The organism is Mesorhizobium sp. RCC_202, assembly GCF_041355295.1.
Classification (GTDB): domain Bacteria; phylum Pseudomonadota; class Alphaproteobacteria; order Rhizobiales; family Rhizobiaceae; genus Mesorhizobium.
The window spans coordinates 59,460-76,148 of the sequence record NZ_JBFUPO010000005.1; the positions used below are offsets into that span (position 1 = coordinate 59,460).

Genomic DNA, 16,689 nt, shown 5'->3' on the forward strand with positions numbered 1-16,689 from the left:
ACTACTTGCCGAGCTTGTCCTCCACCTTCTTGCGACTGTTGCCGACCGACTTTACCGCGGATTTGACGGCATCCTTCCTTGCGCCGGTCTTACCCGCCTCGTACCTCACTTCGTGGTCCTGCCCGCCGGCCACCTTGGCACGATCCTGATTGCGCCCGCGCGTTGTTCCAGTGTTTGTCATGTCTTCCTCCAAGTTTGCTGCTTCGATGCTGCACAACGCGTCCAGACTCTTCAGGTTCAATCCCGCTGCCACAACGCGTCGACCGCCCTTTATTGAGGTGCCCATAGGAGGCGCAAAAGAACCCCCAAAAAATTTCGGCGCATCCTCTTGAACCCGTTTTTTGGTGTTCCCAAATCGTCTGCCGTCGGGGCCTTGCGGCCCCGACAAACAGCGGCCGCAGGAGGCTGCGGCGCTACTTAGACCCATGTTGCTTTTCGGAGGACATGGCTATGAGAAGCTTCGATCATTCCCCCTCTTTACCCACACCACGGTTGGCTTCGACCGTCTTTTCGATATGCTCGAGAACAATGGGCGCTCGGATGGCCGCCTTACAAAACCCCCTGCCCGGCGCCGGGTTGCCAGACCTCATCGCGTCGATCCATTCGTCGCTGACAGGCCTTTGTCAGCCGAATATGAGCCGCCTAAAGCACGAACCCGCCATCCAAAAAGGCCGGTGACGCCGGGCTACATCACTGCCTGGAACGGGAAGAAATTCAAATCGCTGAAACGTCATCTCGCGGTTCGCTACGGGCTCGCGCCAAACGAGTATCGCGCAAGGTGGGATTGAAGCCAGATTCCCGAGGGTTGCGCCGATCTACGCGCCCCAACGGCCTACGCTCGCAAAGGCGGTGGGGCTCGGGCAAACCGGTCCGAGAGGCGCCTGCCAACCCAAGCCAAGGACTCAGTGAACGCCGTCTGTCAGTTCGTCGATCTCAAGCGCGCCGTCGGGGGGTAGTTAGCCGATCGAGGCCGAAGGCGAAGCATTCCATTGCAGCGATTTTCGGCGACGTTTGCGCTTATCCTGCACCCCGCCGATAGCAGAAGAGTGCGTCTCCGATAGTGGGTCTCGCGATTTAGCGGTCTTCCGCCTCGCACGCCCAGATACGAGCTTCGATCAAAGCCGCAACACTACGGATCCAGACCGCCAATATTTTTCATTAACGCGAAAAATTCAGCTGCAGGCGCGACTAAGAAAGTTCGAAAAGCTGACCCGTCGATGCGCTAAACTGGCTTTCGTAACGATATCAGCGCCTTAATATCGCATAACAGACGGCCACAACCAAACCAGCATCCCTATGGACGCACAGTAACAACATCTTGTGGGTGCTGGTGTGGGTCCGGAAACAGCGCATCATGACGCTCGAAAGCTCATGGAAGATTGCCGAACTGGAGCGGGCGTTGATCGCGGATGCGCCGAAGCCGCGACGGCTGGGCGAGATCGGGTTCCAGCTCGAGACACGCAAGTCCGGCTTCCGCGGCTGGAGCGCTGCATCTCCGCCCTGGAGAAGGTTTTGGTATCCCGGCAACCCGGGACATGCGCCTGCTCACCACATTGGGCGCAACCCGAAAAGCTCTGTCAACAATTGTGAAAGCGCCGGTAGGCCTGAAGGCGTATCGTCCACCAGTCTCGGAACCCTGGCCGGGCAGACCAACCACACTTCGCCCGCTGGCTCCGGCCGGATTTTCGTTATGGTTGCGCCGGCTCGACGGGAACCTTTTGCCTGGCTCACAGTTGGAAGCCGTCCAGGACGCTCCTGGTCATTTCAAACCCCTACCCCACTTCACCCGCTGGCTTAGGCCAGCGGGTTTTTTGTTTCGCGCTCTCGTGGAATGTAACGGGCCTCTCCTGAGGGCACCTTCGCCGAGAACTGAAGCGTAAACAGAAGACGGTTTTCATCGTCCGTGACGTTCATCATCCACGGCATCATATGTTCCCAGAATGACCGATTGCTTTCGTTGATGATTTCGCCAGCAGCACGGACGGCTTCCCGATATGCAGCATTCAAGTCGGGGAGGTCAACGCCGTCGGTGTCGGGACTGAATTCGCCGTTGTCGACATGAAAGTAATAGTTCGGCATGTTGTGCTCTCGATGGTTGCGATAATCCAAACAGCCGCGCCGCGACTTCGTTCCGTCAAATGGGAACAGATTGGCGAGCGGCTTGACACCAAGCCAACGCACGAGCCACTTTGCAATGGTTTGATGTTCAACCGGGGAAGCCCATGAAAAAGAGCTACGAGAAGCCGCTCCTTGTTCGCAAGTCGAAGCTTTCTGCTATCGTTGGGGGGCCGTCGGTGCCTCCGCCTCCACCGCCGCCTTGATCCCTGCCGGCTCAGAGTGAACCGCAAAGCCGGTCGGCTCCGGGCCGGCGGGCTTTTTTTGCGCTGGGCCGTTAGGCGGCTGGGTGCGGGTCAACGGCTCCGAGCCATTTTTGGCGGCTGAGTTGCTTTCGCGCGATCCGCGGCCTCGGCGGCCGCCATATCGAGAAGATAGGTCAGAAATTCCTCGCCCTCCGCCTCTGTATTGCGGCGGAGTTCCAATAGCATTGACAGGGCGAACTGAAGGTTCAGAAGCTTTGCAGGCGCAGGCATGGCGGCCTCCCCAAATATCGTTTGGGCACCTTATTAGCCAAAGCTTGTGCGAGAGTTAATTCCAGACCTAGAGCTTATCGCCATATCGCGCAAGCACGCTGCTAAGGGCCGCGATAGCTTCATCTGGCACCCAGCCATCCGGCTCGACGAAGAATTCACGGCTCTGGCGGCCTATGTAGTCGGGCGCAATCTGAAACTGGTAGCCGGGTAGCGCCACGCGAAGTTCGCCGGCCAAGTCGCCGACAAGCTTGGCCGTGGCCACGCACATCCGCGGCGGCACGACAATCATCTTGGTGGCCTGGCGACCTGCCATCTCAGTTCAGCCAGCCGGACGTCTCGCCCAGGTAGCGGCGGAGGAAAGAGGCGATAGTCTCGACAATCTCAAGATCAGAATAGGCCGCCAATGCCTCGGTCACATTGCCGCCGGCCTTGCCGGGCAGCATCGGGATCAGCATGAAGTTATCGAAAGGGTTTGGCCCGTCGGTGGTGACCACGAAGCTGAAGCCACTGAACGCCCCCTTCAACTCGTCCTCCAGGCGCATCTGAAACAAGAGATTATCGAACTTGGCGCCGATCGGCGGCACGATGACGAAACTGCAGCATGCTTTCATAGCTTCCCCCTGGGCTGAAAGGGCCGGCGACCGAGAGCCGCCGGCTACTAGGCAACGCTAATGTGAAATTCCGCTCAGAGCCTACCTGCAATGGGGCCGCGGAACCATGGTGAATGCGCGGTTACTAGCCACAGCTAGGTTTTAATGCTCGGAGCTGGCGGCATTTCCTGCGGCTCAAAGCTAAGCCGGTCGACGGTCTTGACGATGGCTGCGGCCAAGGCGGCGGCCTCGTGCATGATGGCGGGACCGTAGACCCCATTGACCGATTCCTCGCTCTGGAGAACGCCGGGCGGGCAATGGTCCTCGATCGCTCGCCTGATTAGGGTGAGCGCGGCGCGGCATTCGGCGGTGTCTATCGTGGACATGTACTGAAACATTCAAACTCGCTAAAATGTTCCAATCTGTGAGCCGTGGTTGTTGGACCGGCATCCCACCACTCAGGTCTGTATGTCCTTGGTTACTGCGTCCAACATCTTGAGTGCAGCACTGCTTTCCGATCGCAGCACCAGGCGTTGATCGATCGCTGCAGCTTGGAACGCTGCGAAAGCGATAGCTGGTTTACAGCTGCCGTGTCTCGCTGCGGCGATCAGCCGGCACGCATCCTTGTAGGCTGCTGCCTCCTCGTTTCTCCATTGACCTTTAAGCGCCACCTCCGCTTCGCAGATAGATGAAACCGACATGGTTTTGCCGTCCACCAGCTTGATGAAAATCGGTAGAAAGCTGCCCATGGCACAATCTCGCAATCGTTGAGACCGCCAGAACGCGGCAAAGGAATTTTGGTTTCCAAATTTTCGGCGATGAGCCGGCTTGAAAGACGGCGGCGAGCCTGTGGCATTTAAGTAGCCTTCGTCTTCTTTGGCGACACATGGCTTGTCATGAGTCGCACGGCATTCTGCTTGACAGTAATTCCGAGATCCTTGCCGCCTACCGTCACCGTATCCTCATCGACGCGAATGACTTCGCCGGTTAGCTCAATCTTCTGCCCGCTGCTGATATGCAGCGTCGTGTCCTCGATGGAGTGCGGTTGAGAATAGGACGGAATCAACACGCTGATCCTGTCCTCTGTGACGCGCTTGCGCACGGTTGCCGTGATCGCGACGGTATCGCCGACTTTGATGCCCTGGCCCATGCCATGACTCTGGTGCGTCCGGCGCCTTAGTCAAGCGATCACTAACGTATGATGTTGCGATCGGCCGCCGGGCTGGCACATTGGGACCGTCCACAGGTCCCTCCAAGGAGTGGACGCCGATCTGCGGTCAGGTGTCACCGCGCAAGGCCGCAGATCGGGTATTGGACATTGCGCAAGCCCTATGCTGATACTCGGCCGTGAGTTGAGGTCATGGACGTCAAAGGCCTGACAGACGTCGAGCTTTTCAATGTCATCCATGGCGCCATCCGCGAATTGTGGCGCACCGACCTGACGGAAGATGAGCGCACAGCCCTTGAAAGGCCTTGCGCCGACAGCGTGCACGAGGCGAGCGCTGGCTAGGTGAAATCTAAGCAGAATCGGCGGCACGCTTCGCCTGCTGGATTTTCGTGAGGAAGAGCCTTGAGTTTGGAACATCTTTGAACGGGCGCAGTTCGGGATGGCGGGACTCCCTTGGTGATGCGCTCCCGCCGCCGTTGGGTGGTCTATACCCGACAAGAGCCCGCCAGTTCCCCTCTGGCGGGCTCCTTCATTTGCGTAGACGCGACTTGAAGCCTGCCATGAGCGTCCTTAGATCACATTTTCCCTGCATAGATCTATGCGAGCAAACGGGGGACTTCAGCTGAATTGAGGTGGCGGCCTCGGAAGCCTTCCGTCCGGATGGAGGCGGTCTCTCTCCGTTCACCGCCCTAAAGCGGCCCGACAGTTCCGCGTTGGGGTAGCGTTGGGTTGAACCGCCGGGCCTAGCCGACTCGGGTGGGGAGTCGGCTGTGGCAGAGGTTATATAAGCGCAGTTGCATGAAGATCACGGTTGATGACTTTCCACCGTTTTTCGCCCATGGCACAGGATGGACGTCCGAAGGCGGGAGCGGCCCGGCAGGCTCGCGGGTATGCCAGCAAATGCCGGGCCTAGCCGGCGGGGGCTCGGAAACGAAACATGGCACCGGCTCGCTTAAATATACGCCTCTGCCGAGAGGATCGGCACGCATCCATTGGGAGTAGGCCAGAATCGCTAGGCCGGCGCTGGCGAGCATCGTGGCGCGGCGCGGATCGCCGCCATTCCACCGGCGAGGCGCACTTGCCCGATAAGAGCGGCCCGGCGGTTCCTTGGGTAGTGCTGGGGGATGACCGCCGGGCCTAACCGGCGCTACGTGTCGGGTGGGCGAACGCGGCGCCGGCTGGCGAAACGATGCGCTCTTGCCGAAATAATAGGCACGTATCCATAAGGACGAACGTGGAGTAGCCCAACGACGTCTCATCTCGGGACCGAATTGCCGGCATCAATTTTGCGTCGGTCGAATTGCTGGCACAGCAAGGGGGTCTTCACATTGCGATTGTCTGCTCAGCCTGCGCGAAAGCCAGGATCACCGAAATGCATATACTCGGCGCCGCTGCAGATCAGGATGTGCAGATCGAGGACGGCGAAGTGACCGTCTCGATTATTGCTGACGACATCTCCTCGAAGAATTCCACACAGCGCTATCAGATCACGCTGACCGAAACCGAAATCAGCATTCTCTCCCGCGCAGCTAAACGGCGATTCCGAGCATAACGCTGGCGAAATAAGTCGCGACTTATGCATCATCCGCGACCATGCAGGATCACGAGCTTGTCAAGCGCCCCGGCAAGAGCTTCACGCCATAGCGGGATGGTCACTGGCGACCCCTGAGTGCAACCTTACCCCGTAACGATGTTGCGTTTCTACATTGGTTTACGTCGGGGGATTGCGCACGCGATCTTCCAGATCGCGCTGCTTTTCTTCGTTCGAGGCCAGCCGGTTGAAGGCGTATTCGGCAAGCGTGGAGCCGACGAAGAGGATCAGGAGCGGCGCGATCCACGTCCAGAAGGAACGCAAGGCGAAAAACGCCAAGCCGGCGACAGCAGCCGAAACCGCAAAGATCGCGAACCGGATCGTCTGGGCCATCTTTTCTCCTGGTCCAATCAGAGGTCAATATCGTCGGCAAAAGAGTCTCCGAATACGGCTATCGGCGGCTCCGTCGTGGGAACGAAAAAAGAAGAGAAGCAGAACTTTCGTGGGCGCTTTTTGCACACAGAACCTCGTAAGTAGCTGATTCTATTTAGATATCTGCCCCATCCATCAGAAAGTCGTCGCCTATGATGTCCGGGAAAGAGGCGCGAAAACACGAACAAAACGACGCTTAAGGCGCGAACAAAACATGGCCGAGCGCGTCAGCCCGTCTCCCGCGGCGCATAGTGCGGTCGGAACTGGTTGCCAATTGCGGCGTTAGGCCAGGATGGGGACGAGTAACGAAATGTTCGACGAATTGTCACACAGCGAAGCAGGCGCTTAATGACCCGGATCGAACGAGGGCATTGTTTTTGCGGAGCCGTAGAAGCTGAATTCAGGGGCGATCCGTTTTGGATTTGTTTCGACCACGATGATGATTGCCGAAGGGCGATCGGCAGTCCGTTGACTATCTGGATTGGCTATCGCCCGGATCAGTCCCGCTGGTCAGGCGCGTCACCAAAAAAGTTCTCAAAAACCAGAGGGGTGGTCCGTACCTTCTGCTCCAAATGTGGCACGTCGATTGGCTATGCCGATGAAGGATTGCCGGATGAACTCTACATCTCGGTCGGGTTTATGGACGCGCCCGAGAAATTCCGTCCCCAAGCTCAAGCATATTGGGAGATGCGACTGCCATTTATCATCATGGATGACGGCCTGCCCCGCGTAAACGGCTACAGCCGAACGCGAGACCCCTCCCTCGGAGATCCTAGAGATCGGTGATTTGGATATCTCGGCTGCAGCACTGTCTTGCGCGGTGGCTGGAACTATTCACGCCCCGACCGGTGAAAACGTAACTCCGCGGCGTTTCGCTCAACGGCTTGCGCCACCACCAAAGGCCATTCGGAACCCAAGGCCAATAATGAATAGGCCGGCGATCCGCTGCTGCCAAAGCCGCACACGAGGCCGCGTCAGGATCCAGGCGCCTATGCTGCCCGAGGCCAAGGCATAGGTTCCCAACACCAACACGCCCGTCATTTTCTGAGTTGCTCCCAGCAGCATCAGTTGAAGCGTCACGGAGCTCCCATGCGGGTCAACGAACTGCGGCAGAAAGGCAACCATAAACGTGATGGGCCACGGATTGAACAAATTGGCAATCATGCCTTCCCGTGCCGCTGTTAGGGCCTTGATCGGCGACGTATCCGGCCGCGCCTGTACTTCCGGCTTCGTGAAGACCAGCCTCAGCCCGAGCCATACCAGATAAGCCGCTCCAAGCCATTGGAGTGCTCCAAGAGCCAGTGGGGAGGTTCGCACGAGAGACGAAACACCGAGTGCTATGAGAGGAAGCTGAACCAAGCCGGCGCCAGCCGTCATCCCAAGTACCGTGAACAGCGCAACCCTGCGTCCTTGCCCAATGCCGCGCGCCATCACGAGCATGCTATCTGGCCCGGGCGGCATCTGCAGCAGGATGACCGTACCGACGAATGCTATCCAGTGGGCGGGATCGATGGCTTGTTCCTCTCAACCAAGCTGTTTTTGCTGGAATTGGAGCGGCGATCGCTGTCAACGCGAAGCGCCGGCTCCGAGCACGTTGCGCGGACGATGTTCATCGGGTGCCGTCCTTGCCAGCGGCGACAGCGCCCTGGTCGCCTTCCTCGACGATTGTCTTGGCGATAGACTCCTTCAGGTCGCCGACTTCGGCCTGAATGTCCGCGCAGGCGATGCCTTCATCTACCGCAGCCGCGATGCACTGGTTTGCGAGTTCCTCCGCGGCATCGACACCTCTGAGAGCAGGTTTTTCGATCACATGCTCCTCAATCCACTCTCCGACAAAATGGGCTGTTCGATTTACGATCAGGTCGGCGTCTTGCGAGAGTTGCGCCTCAGTTTTCAAATCATCCTTGGTCAACGCCTTCATGGAACTCACCTCGACAACGAACTCTTAACGCCCATGGTTTGTCAAAAGATGCACCGAGGTGAGGAGAAATCACTGGCAACACCTACGCATGTCGCGGCCGACATCGTGCGCCAAACCCTCGGGAGGAACGATTCGATTAGAAACGTGTCGCATAGCTGGAAACGGGCAAAATGGTCGCGCCGCGTCAGAGCCGACCGAAGAGCCACCAGTGGATGCGCCGACGTGGAAACCGGACATACGCGAGCCTGACCCCGATCTTCGGTTATCGAGCTTCTCGCTGGGTTGGCACCGCCCCACTATCCTGCTGTTCTGCCAAAGATGTCGGTTGAACACCGAGCATATTTCGCACGGCCTCGACCAGCGCTGCGGCCCACACGGGTTTTGACAGCATCTTGTGATGACGCAAATCTTCCGGAACGTCGGACGCCGTGTATCCACTGACGAAGACAAACGGAATTCCGCGTTCCGCTAGAAGGGGGATAAGGGCAGCGCTGGTCTCACTGCCGAGACCAATGTCCAGGACCGCGGCAGATATGGCTTCACTCTCGATCAGCTTTTTCGCGCGAGCAACGGACGGCGCTGGCCCGACGATGGCGAAGCCGGCCTCTTCCAGAATTGTGCGGTGCTCCTCCGCGACCAGCCATTCATCTTCGACGATAAGGATACGACATTCAGTCACGTTTCGCTCTCCCGACGATCAAAAGGAAACTCAATCCGCAAGCTCAAACCATCGGAACCGAAAGATGTTTCAAAATTTCCGCCAAGCCGATACTCAATTTCGCCCTTCACCAGGGAAAGGCCAAATCCCGTCTTCTCGGGGGGACTCACGGCGGGACCGCCACTCTCGGACCATTCAAAGTGAAAACCTTGATCGGACACGGACCAAGTCACGGACACCGTTCCGCCTGGCATAGACAAGGCGCCATATTTTGCAGCATTAGTGGCAAGTTCATGGATCACCATGCCAAGTGACAGGCCCTGCTGCGGTTTGAGCCGGATGTCCTCACCTGTGGTGTTGATACGTTCCAGCCCGAAAGGCTCGACTTCCTGTCGGACGATTTCCTCAACCGAGGCCTCTTTCCAGCTTTCGCGCGAAAGCACCCCGTAAGCCCGCGCCATAGCGCGCAGGCGACCGATGAGCGCCTCCGCGAAGGCCTCTGGAGAAGGCGCATTTTTCAGGGTCTGACCGGCAATGCTGACCGTAACAGCCAACATGTTCTTGACCCGATGATTGAGTTCCGAGATCAATACCCGCTGGTGGGCTTCGGCTTCAGCTATGGTCGTCACATCGACAAAGGTCACCACCACACCCTGGATTTTCCGCACGCTGTCGCGGTAAGGGATCAACCGCACGAGGTAGTGGATGCCATCGCTATCTCGCGGCAGCTGGTGTTCGATCATTTCGCCGGCCTTGAAAACCTGCGCGATATGGTCGCGCAGATGCGGATAATCGAGCCGGCTGGCAAGATCTGTCAGCGGTCTTCCAATGTCGGACGGCAACAGATTGAAGAACGAGGACGCCGCCGGCGTGAAGCTTCGGATAACCAGCTTGGTATCGAGAAAAACAGTCGCGATCTGTGTGCTCTCGAACAGATTCTTCAGATCGCTGTTGGCACGATCGAGATCCTCGACCTTTGAAACCAGTTCGGCATTGATGGTGTTCAGTTCCTCGTTGAGGGACTGCATTTCTTCCTTGGAAGCCTCAAGTTCTTCGTTGGAGGATTGAGCTTCTTCGTTGACCGAAACCAGCTCCTCATTGGAAGATTTCAGCTCCTCCATTGCGGTTTCATATTCCTCGATTGTCGATTGCAGGCGTTCGCGCGTATCGCGGAGGTCGCGCTCGAAATCTGCAATCCCGGACGCGGCCGGCTCTCGACGCTTCAGAGCCTCCAGCCGCGGCTGCGACGGGCCTACCGGCTCGAACAGGACAAGAAATAGCGGCTCGCCACTGCCTCGATCGGCCAAGGGCTCTATCGTCAATGTTACGAATTGGACGCGATCCTCATCTTCTTCAATGGCTATCGCTTCGCGTGTAACGGTGCGACGACTTTCGACGGCTTCGCGCAAAGCGCCACGTAATTCCAGACGCAGGCCGCTGCGTGCCATGGTGAGCAATTGCCTGCTCGGCACCCCCTGCGGCGGCTCAAGATATTTGCCGGTTCTGATCGAGTAATAGACGACATCTCCGTCACCATTGACCACAACGTGGGCGGGAGCGAAGTGTTCGAGAACCTGCGCTTCAACCGTTTGCCGCAGGGAATAAGACAAGCCGCGCCGGGCACGCGTGTCACCCGCGCTGTGGAAGTTGCTTGGAGGCGCAGCATTCAACAAAATGGGCAGCCGCGTCGGTGCCGTGTGCTCCCGTGCCTTGAAGATACGTTGTTTCTTGTCGACCGGTGCAAACAGATCGCCATGCTGGCTGATGCTTTCGGACGTGCCAAGGAACAGATAGCCGCCGGGCTTCAGCGAATAGTGGAATGTCGGAATAACCTGTTTTTGCACATCGGTACCGAAATAGATCAGCAGATTCCGGCACGACACCATGTCCATCCGCGAGAAGGGTGGATCGCGGATGACGCTGTGTGCCGAGAAGATGCAGAGATCCCGTACGCTCTTGCTCAAGACGAAACTTGTGCCGTCATTGCTGAAGAAACGTTCGCGTCGTTCAGGCGAAACGCCCGTAAGCAATGTCTCCGGATAGCGCGCCGAACGAGCGACGCCCAGCGCCGCGTCATCGATGTCCGTCGCGAATATCTGAATCCGCGGCACAGCCGAAAGCGTATCCATGTGCTCGCGCATCAGCATCCCGATCGAGAAGACCTCTTCGCCGGTTGCGCAGCCAGGCACCCAGACGCGGATCGTATCGTTGGCGTCCCGGCCTTCGAACAGTTTGGGAATGACGGTCTCTTCCAGGGTCTTGAAAGCGTCCGTGTCGCGGAAGAAATTTGTGACATTGATCAACAGGTCGCGAAACAGCGAGCGCACTTCCTCCGCGCTCGAACGAAGCAGCTCCACATAGGTCTCGATCGCGGTGTTCTGCGTTATCTGCATGCGTCGCCTGACACGACGCAAGAACGTCTTGGCCTTGTAGCCCGAGAAATCGTGCCCCGAATGGCTGCGCAAGATCGCGTAGATTTCCCCCTGCGCCTTGCGGAGCTTCAAAGCACCGGCCTTGCCATCGTCGGCTTCGAGCTCGTCGAGCAGTTCGAAGCTGCGGGCAAATTCAATAAGCTTGGCACCCATCTCATCGGCCGAGATGGCTATATCGATCAGACCGGAACCGATCGCGCTGCGCGGCATGTCGGGATTGATCGGACCCGACTCGTCGGAAAGTTGCGCGAGCGTTAAGCCGCCGTGCTCTTTGATTGCCTTAACGCCCAATGTGCCGTCGGAATCGCCGCCCGACAGGACGACGCCAACCGAATACTCGCCTTGATCCTCGGCGAGCGCGCTGAAAAAGATATCGATGGGCTTGCGCTCCCTGGACACGGAATTCGGTTGTCGCAGCTTGAGACTGGAGTTCTCGATCGTCAGGATCGCGTTGTGCGGCATCACGTAGACCGTGTCAGGTTGGATTTCCATTCCGTCTTCGGCGACGCGAACCGAAATGTCGGTGTACCGCGCAATCACCTCGTGCAGCAGGCTTTCCCGTTCGGGGCTGAGATGCGTGACGACCACGAACGCCATCCCGCCCGAAGAAGGCATCCCGCGAAAAAATCCCTCCATGGCGGCGATGCCGCCCGCAGAGGCGCCGATGCCGACAACGGGGAACCTCTTCTGCTTTTGCATAAATCGTCCAGTCTGAATGAATCCAACGCGGCAGCCCTGATTTCGATCCGAATTCTAAGCCGTTCCTTGAGCAATTCCCACCCCGCACCGTCAGCCAGGTCCGGAACCGATGGGCGAGACCGCCGTTTGAGGAGCGGAGGCTGAAATGCTATTGGGTAGGCGAATTCTGCTCGTCGAGGACGAATTCTTGCTGGCAAACGAACTTGCCTCCTATTTCAGCGATTGTGGGGCGACAGTCTTGGGGCCGGTGTCTTCGGTCAGCCGGGCTCGACGGTATATCGATTCAGCGGATGGCGCGGTCCTGGACATCGATCTCAACGGTGAGACTGTTTTTCCCCTCGCCGATGAGCTGACGAACCGAGGCATACCATTCGTATTCTTCTCCGGAAACGATCAGATCACCCTACCCGAGCGGTTCCGATATACCCAAAATCTCTCCAAGCCGGACGGCTTCAGGACGGTTGCGGGCATCCTCGCAGCGCAATCAACAGCGCTTGGTGACGACAACGTTTTCCGCGCCCTTCCAAAACTGAGGCTGTCCGCGCGGCTGTTGTTAGGCGACCCACAAGCGGCCGATCGCCTCGTCGAACGGACATTGAAGGCGGCGCTGGAGGAGCGGTTGTCGACGCGGCATCACCTCCCCTTGAGCGAATGGCTCAATACACTCATGGAGGAGGTGTTCCGCAACGACAGGTCTGCCATTATGAATTAAGATTGTCCGACAGTTTGCCGCCCGGCCGCCCCCTGCCACGTTCTGCCGCCAAGAGCGCTTCGCTTCGTCTTGCAAATACGGCCGCATCCTTGGTAGAAATCGTCGTGGCCAAACCTCCGCACACTGGACCTGCTTCATTCCGAGATCCCGTTGAGGGCGACCCTGCACTCGCAGCGCTGCTCGACGAAATTGCAGAGGAGAAAACACCTGAACGGCTGCTGGAACTCGCCCTTGAGCTGCAGCAGCAACTATTGCTGTCAAAGCAGCTGAAAAATCCCAACTGACCCGCTTGCAGCTAAAAATCTTGGCTAGCCTCAACAGGTAGTTCAGCCGGTTCAACCATCGTCTGCGGCGAGGCTTCCCCGAGATCTTCAAGAATCTGGATACGCGCACGGTTAAGACGACTTTTCACCGTTCCGACAGCGCAGCCGCAAATTTCGGCCGTCTCCTCATAGGAAATGCCGAGCATGCCAATCAATGTGAGGACCTCGCGCTGATGCGGAGGCAGTTTATTGAGCGCGTTCGCGACTTCTCGTGCGCGCGCCGACCATTCCTGTGTCGCCTGAACGGAAAGTGTTCCAGCCACACAATCCGCAGCTGCGGGTGCTTCTCGGGTGTACACCTTGATCTTCGTGTAAAACGTGTTTCGCATGGTCGTGAACATCCACGACTTCAGTCGGGTACCCGGCTCGAAGCTCTCGAAGGCTTTTAGCGCTTTGAGCAGTGTCTCTTGGACGAGGTCGTCGGCATCGTTTGAAGCCTGGTAGAAGGTCCGTGCGAAAGCCCGCAATGCGGGAATGAGTTCCACGATGGAATCATCGTCTCGTTCGCCAGAACTCATGGTGCGGTAGTCTTTCTGCGCTCGAAAGGGCCAGACGCTCCGAGAGATAATGTCTTAATCAGTCAGGGGTTCCTACCGTCAGCAAGTTCGTATCCCACGCTCCGAGGCGGCCTGCAAAAACCAAGCAGGCGTGGGAACCGTCAACGCCGGTCACTGCTGCCCTGGCATCTCTGTATTTTCTTTCGGGTTCTTTTTTACGCCTGCGGCAGGTGGATGTGCCGGCGGGTGCATTGCCGCCTTGGCAGCCGGACGCCGATCCGGGAACTAACGCGCCCCTCCCGGCTTGAGAAGGCCAAGCAGACGTCTACATTTTGGGGCGTGCTATCGGTCAGGTCAGTACGCGGGCGTCCGCGCTACTTCCCTCGCTTCTCAATCTTTAGATTTGGGAGGTCGGGTCGCCTCGATACCACGCCGGCCTCCTTCAACGCTGTGTATCCAACCTTTTTGAAGAGCCTCTCTGTTTTGGCGCGCTCCTTGTCCAGAGGGCTATCACCTTTGACCTTGGGCATCCGTCCTCCATTTGGTGAGTTGTCGCTCGCCAGCATATGAGATTGCCAGCGATATCGCGCGGTGTCAGCTTTGCAGCCTTCATTTATCTCGCCGCCGCCGTCATAAACTCACGCTGAATCTCAACAAGCCTTAAAGCGTGTTGCGATGACCGGTTGAAGATTGCAGCGATGCGTCTTTGCTACGCGGCCCCTCGAAATTCCTATCATAGGACTATTTGCATAAGACCGAAGCCGAAGGAGACGATCGGTTTGAGACCCATGAGGAAAAATAGGATTGGGAGGTGCACGTTGACATCCTTCCATGATTGGAACAAATGTAGAACGTGCGAATTTTTTCGAATCGAAATAGCGACTCCCGTGAAGAGCAATCGCTCCAGCCTTCTAGGGCGTGGCATGCGTCGAACTGCGTTGCGGATATGAACCTGAAAGGGCGGTGAGAATGAAGCTGCCTGTGTTGCCGGTCTATTATTATCATGATCATTTCACCGAAATGCTCGATATCGTCAACGATACCTATGGTTCGGTGCTGACGGATCGACACCGCGCGTTTATCACGACTTTTGCGACTGTTTCGAAAGATGCGCAGTGCCTTCTGATCCGCATGATAAATCGGCGCGGTAACATCTTTAGACAGTCGGCTTTTCGCTACGCCGAGATATCGAACGCTGGGCGCGCCATCGCAGAGCTCCGGGCTCTTGGATATGTGCGGTCACTCGCGGACAGCGACTATGCATCCTTCATCATCTGCCATGGGAAAGAAGCGCTCATGAAGGGTGGGAAGGACGCCGGCCTCACCGATCTGCGAACGTCTTGGGCCAAGGGAAAGGTGGTCGAGTATTATCTGGCGAACGTCTCATTTGAGACAGCCTATCACCATTGCGGCGGTGATGATTTCATCGCGCTCGGCGACACGGCCCCGGTCGAATTCCTGCTGTACCTGTATTTCGGGAAGACCGAGCGAGATTTGAAGAACTTTGCGCTGCGCGACCTGGGCATCCTGCGCACCAACAAAAATGCAAACCTGAGTGCGCGCTTCACTGACGCTGAAGAGGCCCATGCAAGCTTCCACTACAGCCGGCTGCTTGATCGACTCGCGATCAAATCCGAGGTCACCTTTCGCGCCTCTATTTCTGAAATTCTTGACGGTCCCGAATGCACAACCGACTACGCCGAGGAATTGAAAAGCAGCGCGGCGCACAGGGCGGGACAGTTTTTTGAAAAAGGCGGCGAGAAGCAAATTGCGATACAGCTCTATCGTGCCGGCTCATCGTTTGACTGCAATGAGCGCCTGACGCGTTTGCTCTACTCAACGGGAGACAAGAAAGGGTCCGAAGAGCTTCTGCGCAGGATGATTGACGATCCGGCGAGCGATGATGAATTCGTTTTCGCAAATGATTTTTATGCCCGCAAGTTCAACGGTCGAAGAACAGGGCTTTGCACCGAACTGCTGCGGGCCGGTCACACTGTCACAGTCGACGACAGCTGGCGCGGAAATCCGGAGGCGGGCGTAGCGGGCGTCATGCGACGGCAGAGCCGCACAGTCTTCTATGCAGAGAATAGGCTCTGGCACTGCCTGTTCGGTTTGCTGTTCTGGGAAGAGCTGTTCGAATCCGGCCAGCTCCATTCGAGCTTCGACTGGGTGCCGCATTGCCTTAAAGACAAGAGCTTCGCGCGTCTATTCGCGCGCGAGATTGGCTCGAAACTGTCTGGCGTGTCGTCGCAGTCCGCGCTCGCCCTTATTTTACGCACCATCGCAGGAAAGTGGGGGACGCCGAACGGGCTCTTTGCCTGGGATCATATCGACATGGATGCGATACGGCTCTTACTTGCCGCTCATCCCGGAGGGGTAAGCACCATCCTTCGGCTTATGAGCGAAGATTTTCGCGCTATGCGCGACGGCTTCCCGGACTTGATGACCGAGTTCAAGGGCGAGGTCGCTTTTCTTGAAGTGAAGGCGGAAGGGGACGCTGTACGCCGCAATCAGCTCACACGCCTGCGTCAGCTGTCCAGCGCCGGCATCACGGCGGGAATCGTGCGGGTCGATTTTCGCTTCGATCCCGATCAAGAGTATGTCGTTGTCGACATCGAAACGACCGGTAGCTGGTCGAATGGCGACCGTGTTACCGAGATCGGTGCCGTAAAAATCCGCAATCATGAAGTTGTCGATGAATGGACTTCGCTGATCAACCCGCAGCGGTCGATCCCGGCGGCCATCACACGGCTCACCGGCATCACAAACGCCATGGTAAGAGACGCTCCGCTCTTCGCGGAGATCGCCGACAGCTTCATGCAATTCATGGGCGACGGCATCTTCGTCGCCCACAATGTCAATTTCGACTACGGCTTTCTCTCGAGCGAATATGAACGGCTCGAGCGTCGCTTCCGGTTTCCTAAACTATGCACGTGCGCGACCATGCGCAGGCAATTCCCAGGTCATAAATCCTACAGTCTTGCCAATCTCTGCGACGTGCACGACATCGATCTCAAAGGCCATCACAGGGCACTCTGCGACGCACGCGCCGCGGCTCATCTTCTCAACCTCATCAATGGGAAACGCGATACCGGTCCTGCAACGCTTGCTGAGGAAGCTGCATAGGCTGGCGCA

General features: G+C 57.6%; 21 protein-coding genes. 7 read left to right on the top strand and 14 right to left on the bottom strand.

The features are described 5' to 3' along the window. Nucleotide 1: 1 nt before the first annotated feature. On the bottom strand, nt 2–181 hold the full coding sequence (locus AB6802_RS13130; RefSeq protein WP_371010533.1) for a DUF3606 domain-containing protein: 180 nt from the start codon (nt 179–181) through the stop codon (nt 2–4). 334 nt (nt 182–515) lie between these two features. Here AB6802_RS13130 and AB6802_RS13135 point away from each other — a divergent pair, with 334 nt between their 5' ends. Beyond that, nucleotides 516–788, top strand: coding sequence for a MucR family transcriptional regulator (locus tag AB6802_RS13135; protein WP_371010943.1), 273 nt, complete (start codon nt 516–518; stop codon nt 786–788). 1,006 nt (nt 789–1,794) lie between these two features. On the opposite strand, the gene AB6802_RS13140 is transcribed toward AB6802_RS13135, so the two are convergent. The 7 genes from AB6802_RS13140 to AB6802_RS13170 form a co-directional block, all read right to left on the bottom strand. Continuing rightward, nucleotides 1,795–2,181 carry a hypothetical protein gene (locus AB6802_RS13140; RefSeq protein WP_371010534.1) on the bottom strand — a complete coding sequence of 129 codons (387 nt, stop codon included), beginning with the start codon at nt 2,179–2,181 and terminating at the stop codon, nt 1,795–1,797. Nucleotides 2,182–2,411: 230 nt separating this feature from the next. Then, entirely contained in the window at nt 2,412–2,591 is a 180-nt protein-coding gene (locus AB6802_RS13145) for a hypothetical protein (RefSeq protein WP_371010535.1), read from the bottom strand. Nucleotides 2,592–2,658: 67 nt separating this feature from the next. After that, nucleotides 2,659–2,904 carry a hypothetical protein gene (locus AB6802_RS13150; protein WP_371010536.1) on the bottom strand — a complete coding sequence of 82 codons (246 nt, stop codon included), beginning with the start codon at nt 2,902–2,904 and terminating at the stop codon, nt 2,659–2,661. 1 nt (nt 2,905) lies between these two features. Continuing rightward, nucleotides 2,906–3,175: a hypothetical protein gene (locus AB6802_RS13155; protein WP_371010537.1), complete on the bottom strand. Its 270-nt coding sequence runs from the start codon at nt 3,173–3,175 to the stop codon at nt 2,906–2,908. A 161-nt stretch (nt 3,176–3,336) separates the two neighbouring features. Then, nucleotides 3,337–3,579, bottom strand: a complete 243-nt coding sequence (locus AB6802_RS13160; RefSeq protein WP_371010538.1) for a hypothetical protein — start codon at nt 3,577–3,579, stop codon at nt 3,337–3,339. Between the two features lie 60 nt (nt 3,580–3,639). Continuing rightward, nucleotides 3,640–3,930: a DUF982 domain-containing protein gene (locus AB6802_RS13165; RefSeq protein ID WP_371010539.1), complete on the bottom strand. Its 291-nt coding sequence runs from the start codon at nt 3,928–3,930 to the stop codon at nt 3,640–3,642. Between the two features lie 107 nt (nt 3,931–4,037). Continuing rightward, nucleotides 4,038–4,331 (bottom strand): hypothetical protein, encoded by a 294-nt coding sequence (locus tag AB6802_RS13170; protein ID WP_371010540.1) that lies wholly within the window; start codon nt 4,329–4,331, stop codon nt 4,038–4,040. Between the two features lie 210 nt (nt 4,332–4,541). Here AB6802_RS13170 and AB6802_RS13175 point away from each other — a divergent pair, with 210 nt between their 5' ends. Both AB6802_RS13175 and AB6802_RS13180 read left to right on the top strand, forming a co-directional pair. After that, nucleotides 4,542–4,691: a hypothetical protein gene (locus tag AB6802_RS13175; RefSeq protein ID WP_371010541.1), complete on the top strand. Its 150-nt coding sequence runs from the start codon at nt 4,542–4,544 to the stop codon at nt 4,689–4,691. Between the two features lie 1,030 nt (nt 4,692–5,721). Further along, nucleotides 5,722–5,901, top strand: coding sequence for a hypothetical protein (locus AB6802_RS13180; RefSeq protein WP_371010542.1), 180 nt, complete (start codon nt 5,722–5,724; stop codon nt 5,899–5,901). A 159-nt stretch (nt 5,902–6,060) separates the two neighbouring features. On the opposite strand, the gene AB6802_RS13185 is transcribed toward AB6802_RS13180, so the two are convergent. Beyond that, entirely contained in the window at nt 6,061–6,273 is a 213-nt protein-coding gene (locus AB6802_RS13185; protein ID WP_371010543.1) for a hypothetical protein, read from the bottom strand. Between the two features lie 387 nt (nt 6,274–6,660). On the opposite strand from AB6802_RS13185, the gene AB6802_RS13190 reads away from it, so the two are divergent. Then, nucleotides 6,661–7,098 carry a GFA family protein gene (locus AB6802_RS13190; RefSeq protein WP_371010544.1) on the top strand — a complete coding sequence of 146 codons (438 nt, stop codon included), beginning with the start codon at nt 6,661–6,663 and terminating at the stop codon, nt 7,096–7,098. Between the two features lie 90 nt (nt 7,099–7,188). Here AB6802_RS13190 and AB6802_RS13195 read toward each other — a convergent pair whose 3' ends face one another. The 4 genes from AB6802_RS13195 to AB6802_RS13210 all read right to left on the bottom strand — a co-directional run bounded on the left by AB6802_RS13195 (nt 7,189) and on the right by AB6802_RS13210 (nt 12,022). After that, nucleotides 7,189–7,773, bottom strand: coding sequence for a LysE family translocator (locus tag AB6802_RS13195; protein ID WP_371010545.1), 585 nt, complete (start codon nt 7,771–7,773; stop codon nt 7,189–7,191). Between the two features lie 148 nt (nt 7,774–7,921). Further along, nucleotides 7,922–8,233, bottom strand: a complete 312-nt coding sequence (locus AB6802_RS13200) for a hypothetical protein (protein ID WP_371010546.1) — start codon at nt 8,231–8,233, stop codon at nt 7,922–7,924. A gap of 262 nt (nt 8,234–8,495) precedes the next feature. Next, the gene (locus tag AB6802_RS13205) at nt 8,496–8,912 is read right to left on the bottom strand and encodes a response regulator (protein WP_371010547.1); all 417 of its coding nucleotides are present in this window, start codon (nt 8,910–8,912) and stop codon (nt 8,496–8,498) included. Beyond that, nucleotides 8,909–12,022, bottom strand: coding sequence for a CheR family methyltransferase (locus tag AB6802_RS13210; RefSeq protein ID WP_371010548.1), 3,114 nt, complete (start codon nt 12,020–12,022; stop codon nt 8,909–8,911). Before AB6802_RS13210 ends, AB6802_RS13205 begins: the two co-directional genes overlap by 4 nt. A gap of 145 nt (nt 12,023–12,167) precedes the next feature. On the opposite strand from AB6802_RS13210, the gene AB6802_RS13215 reads away from it, so the two are divergent. Then, nucleotides 12,168–12,734, top strand: coding sequence for a response regulator (locus AB6802_RS13215; RefSeq protein ID WP_371010549.1), 567 nt, complete (start codon nt 12,168–12,170; stop codon nt 12,732–12,734). A gap of 2 nt (nt 12,735–12,736) precedes the next feature. Next, complete coding sequence (locus AB6802_RS13220; protein ID WP_371010550.1) at nt 12,737–13,018, top strand: hypothetical protein; 282 nt, start codon at nt 12,737–12,739, stop codon at nt 13,016–13,018. Nucleotides 13,019–13,029: 11 nt separating this feature from the next. On the opposite strand, the gene AB6802_RS13225 is transcribed toward AB6802_RS13220, so the two are convergent. Further along, nucleotides 13,030–13,575 (bottom strand): sigma-70 family RNA polymerase sigma factor, encoded by a 546-nt coding sequence (locus AB6802_RS13225; protein ID WP_371010551.1) that lies wholly within the window; start codon nt 13,573–13,575, stop codon nt 13,030–13,032. A 948-nt stretch (nt 13,576–14,523) separates the two neighbouring features. Between AB6802_RS13225 and AB6802_RS13230 the strand changes: the two genes are divergently transcribed. Further along, nucleotides 14,524–16,680, top strand: coding sequence for an exonuclease domain-containing protein (locus tag AB6802_RS13230; protein ID WP_371010552.1), 2,157 nt, complete (start codon nt 14,524–14,526; stop codon nt 16,678–16,680). Nucleotides 16,681–16,689 lie beyond the last annotated feature (9 nt).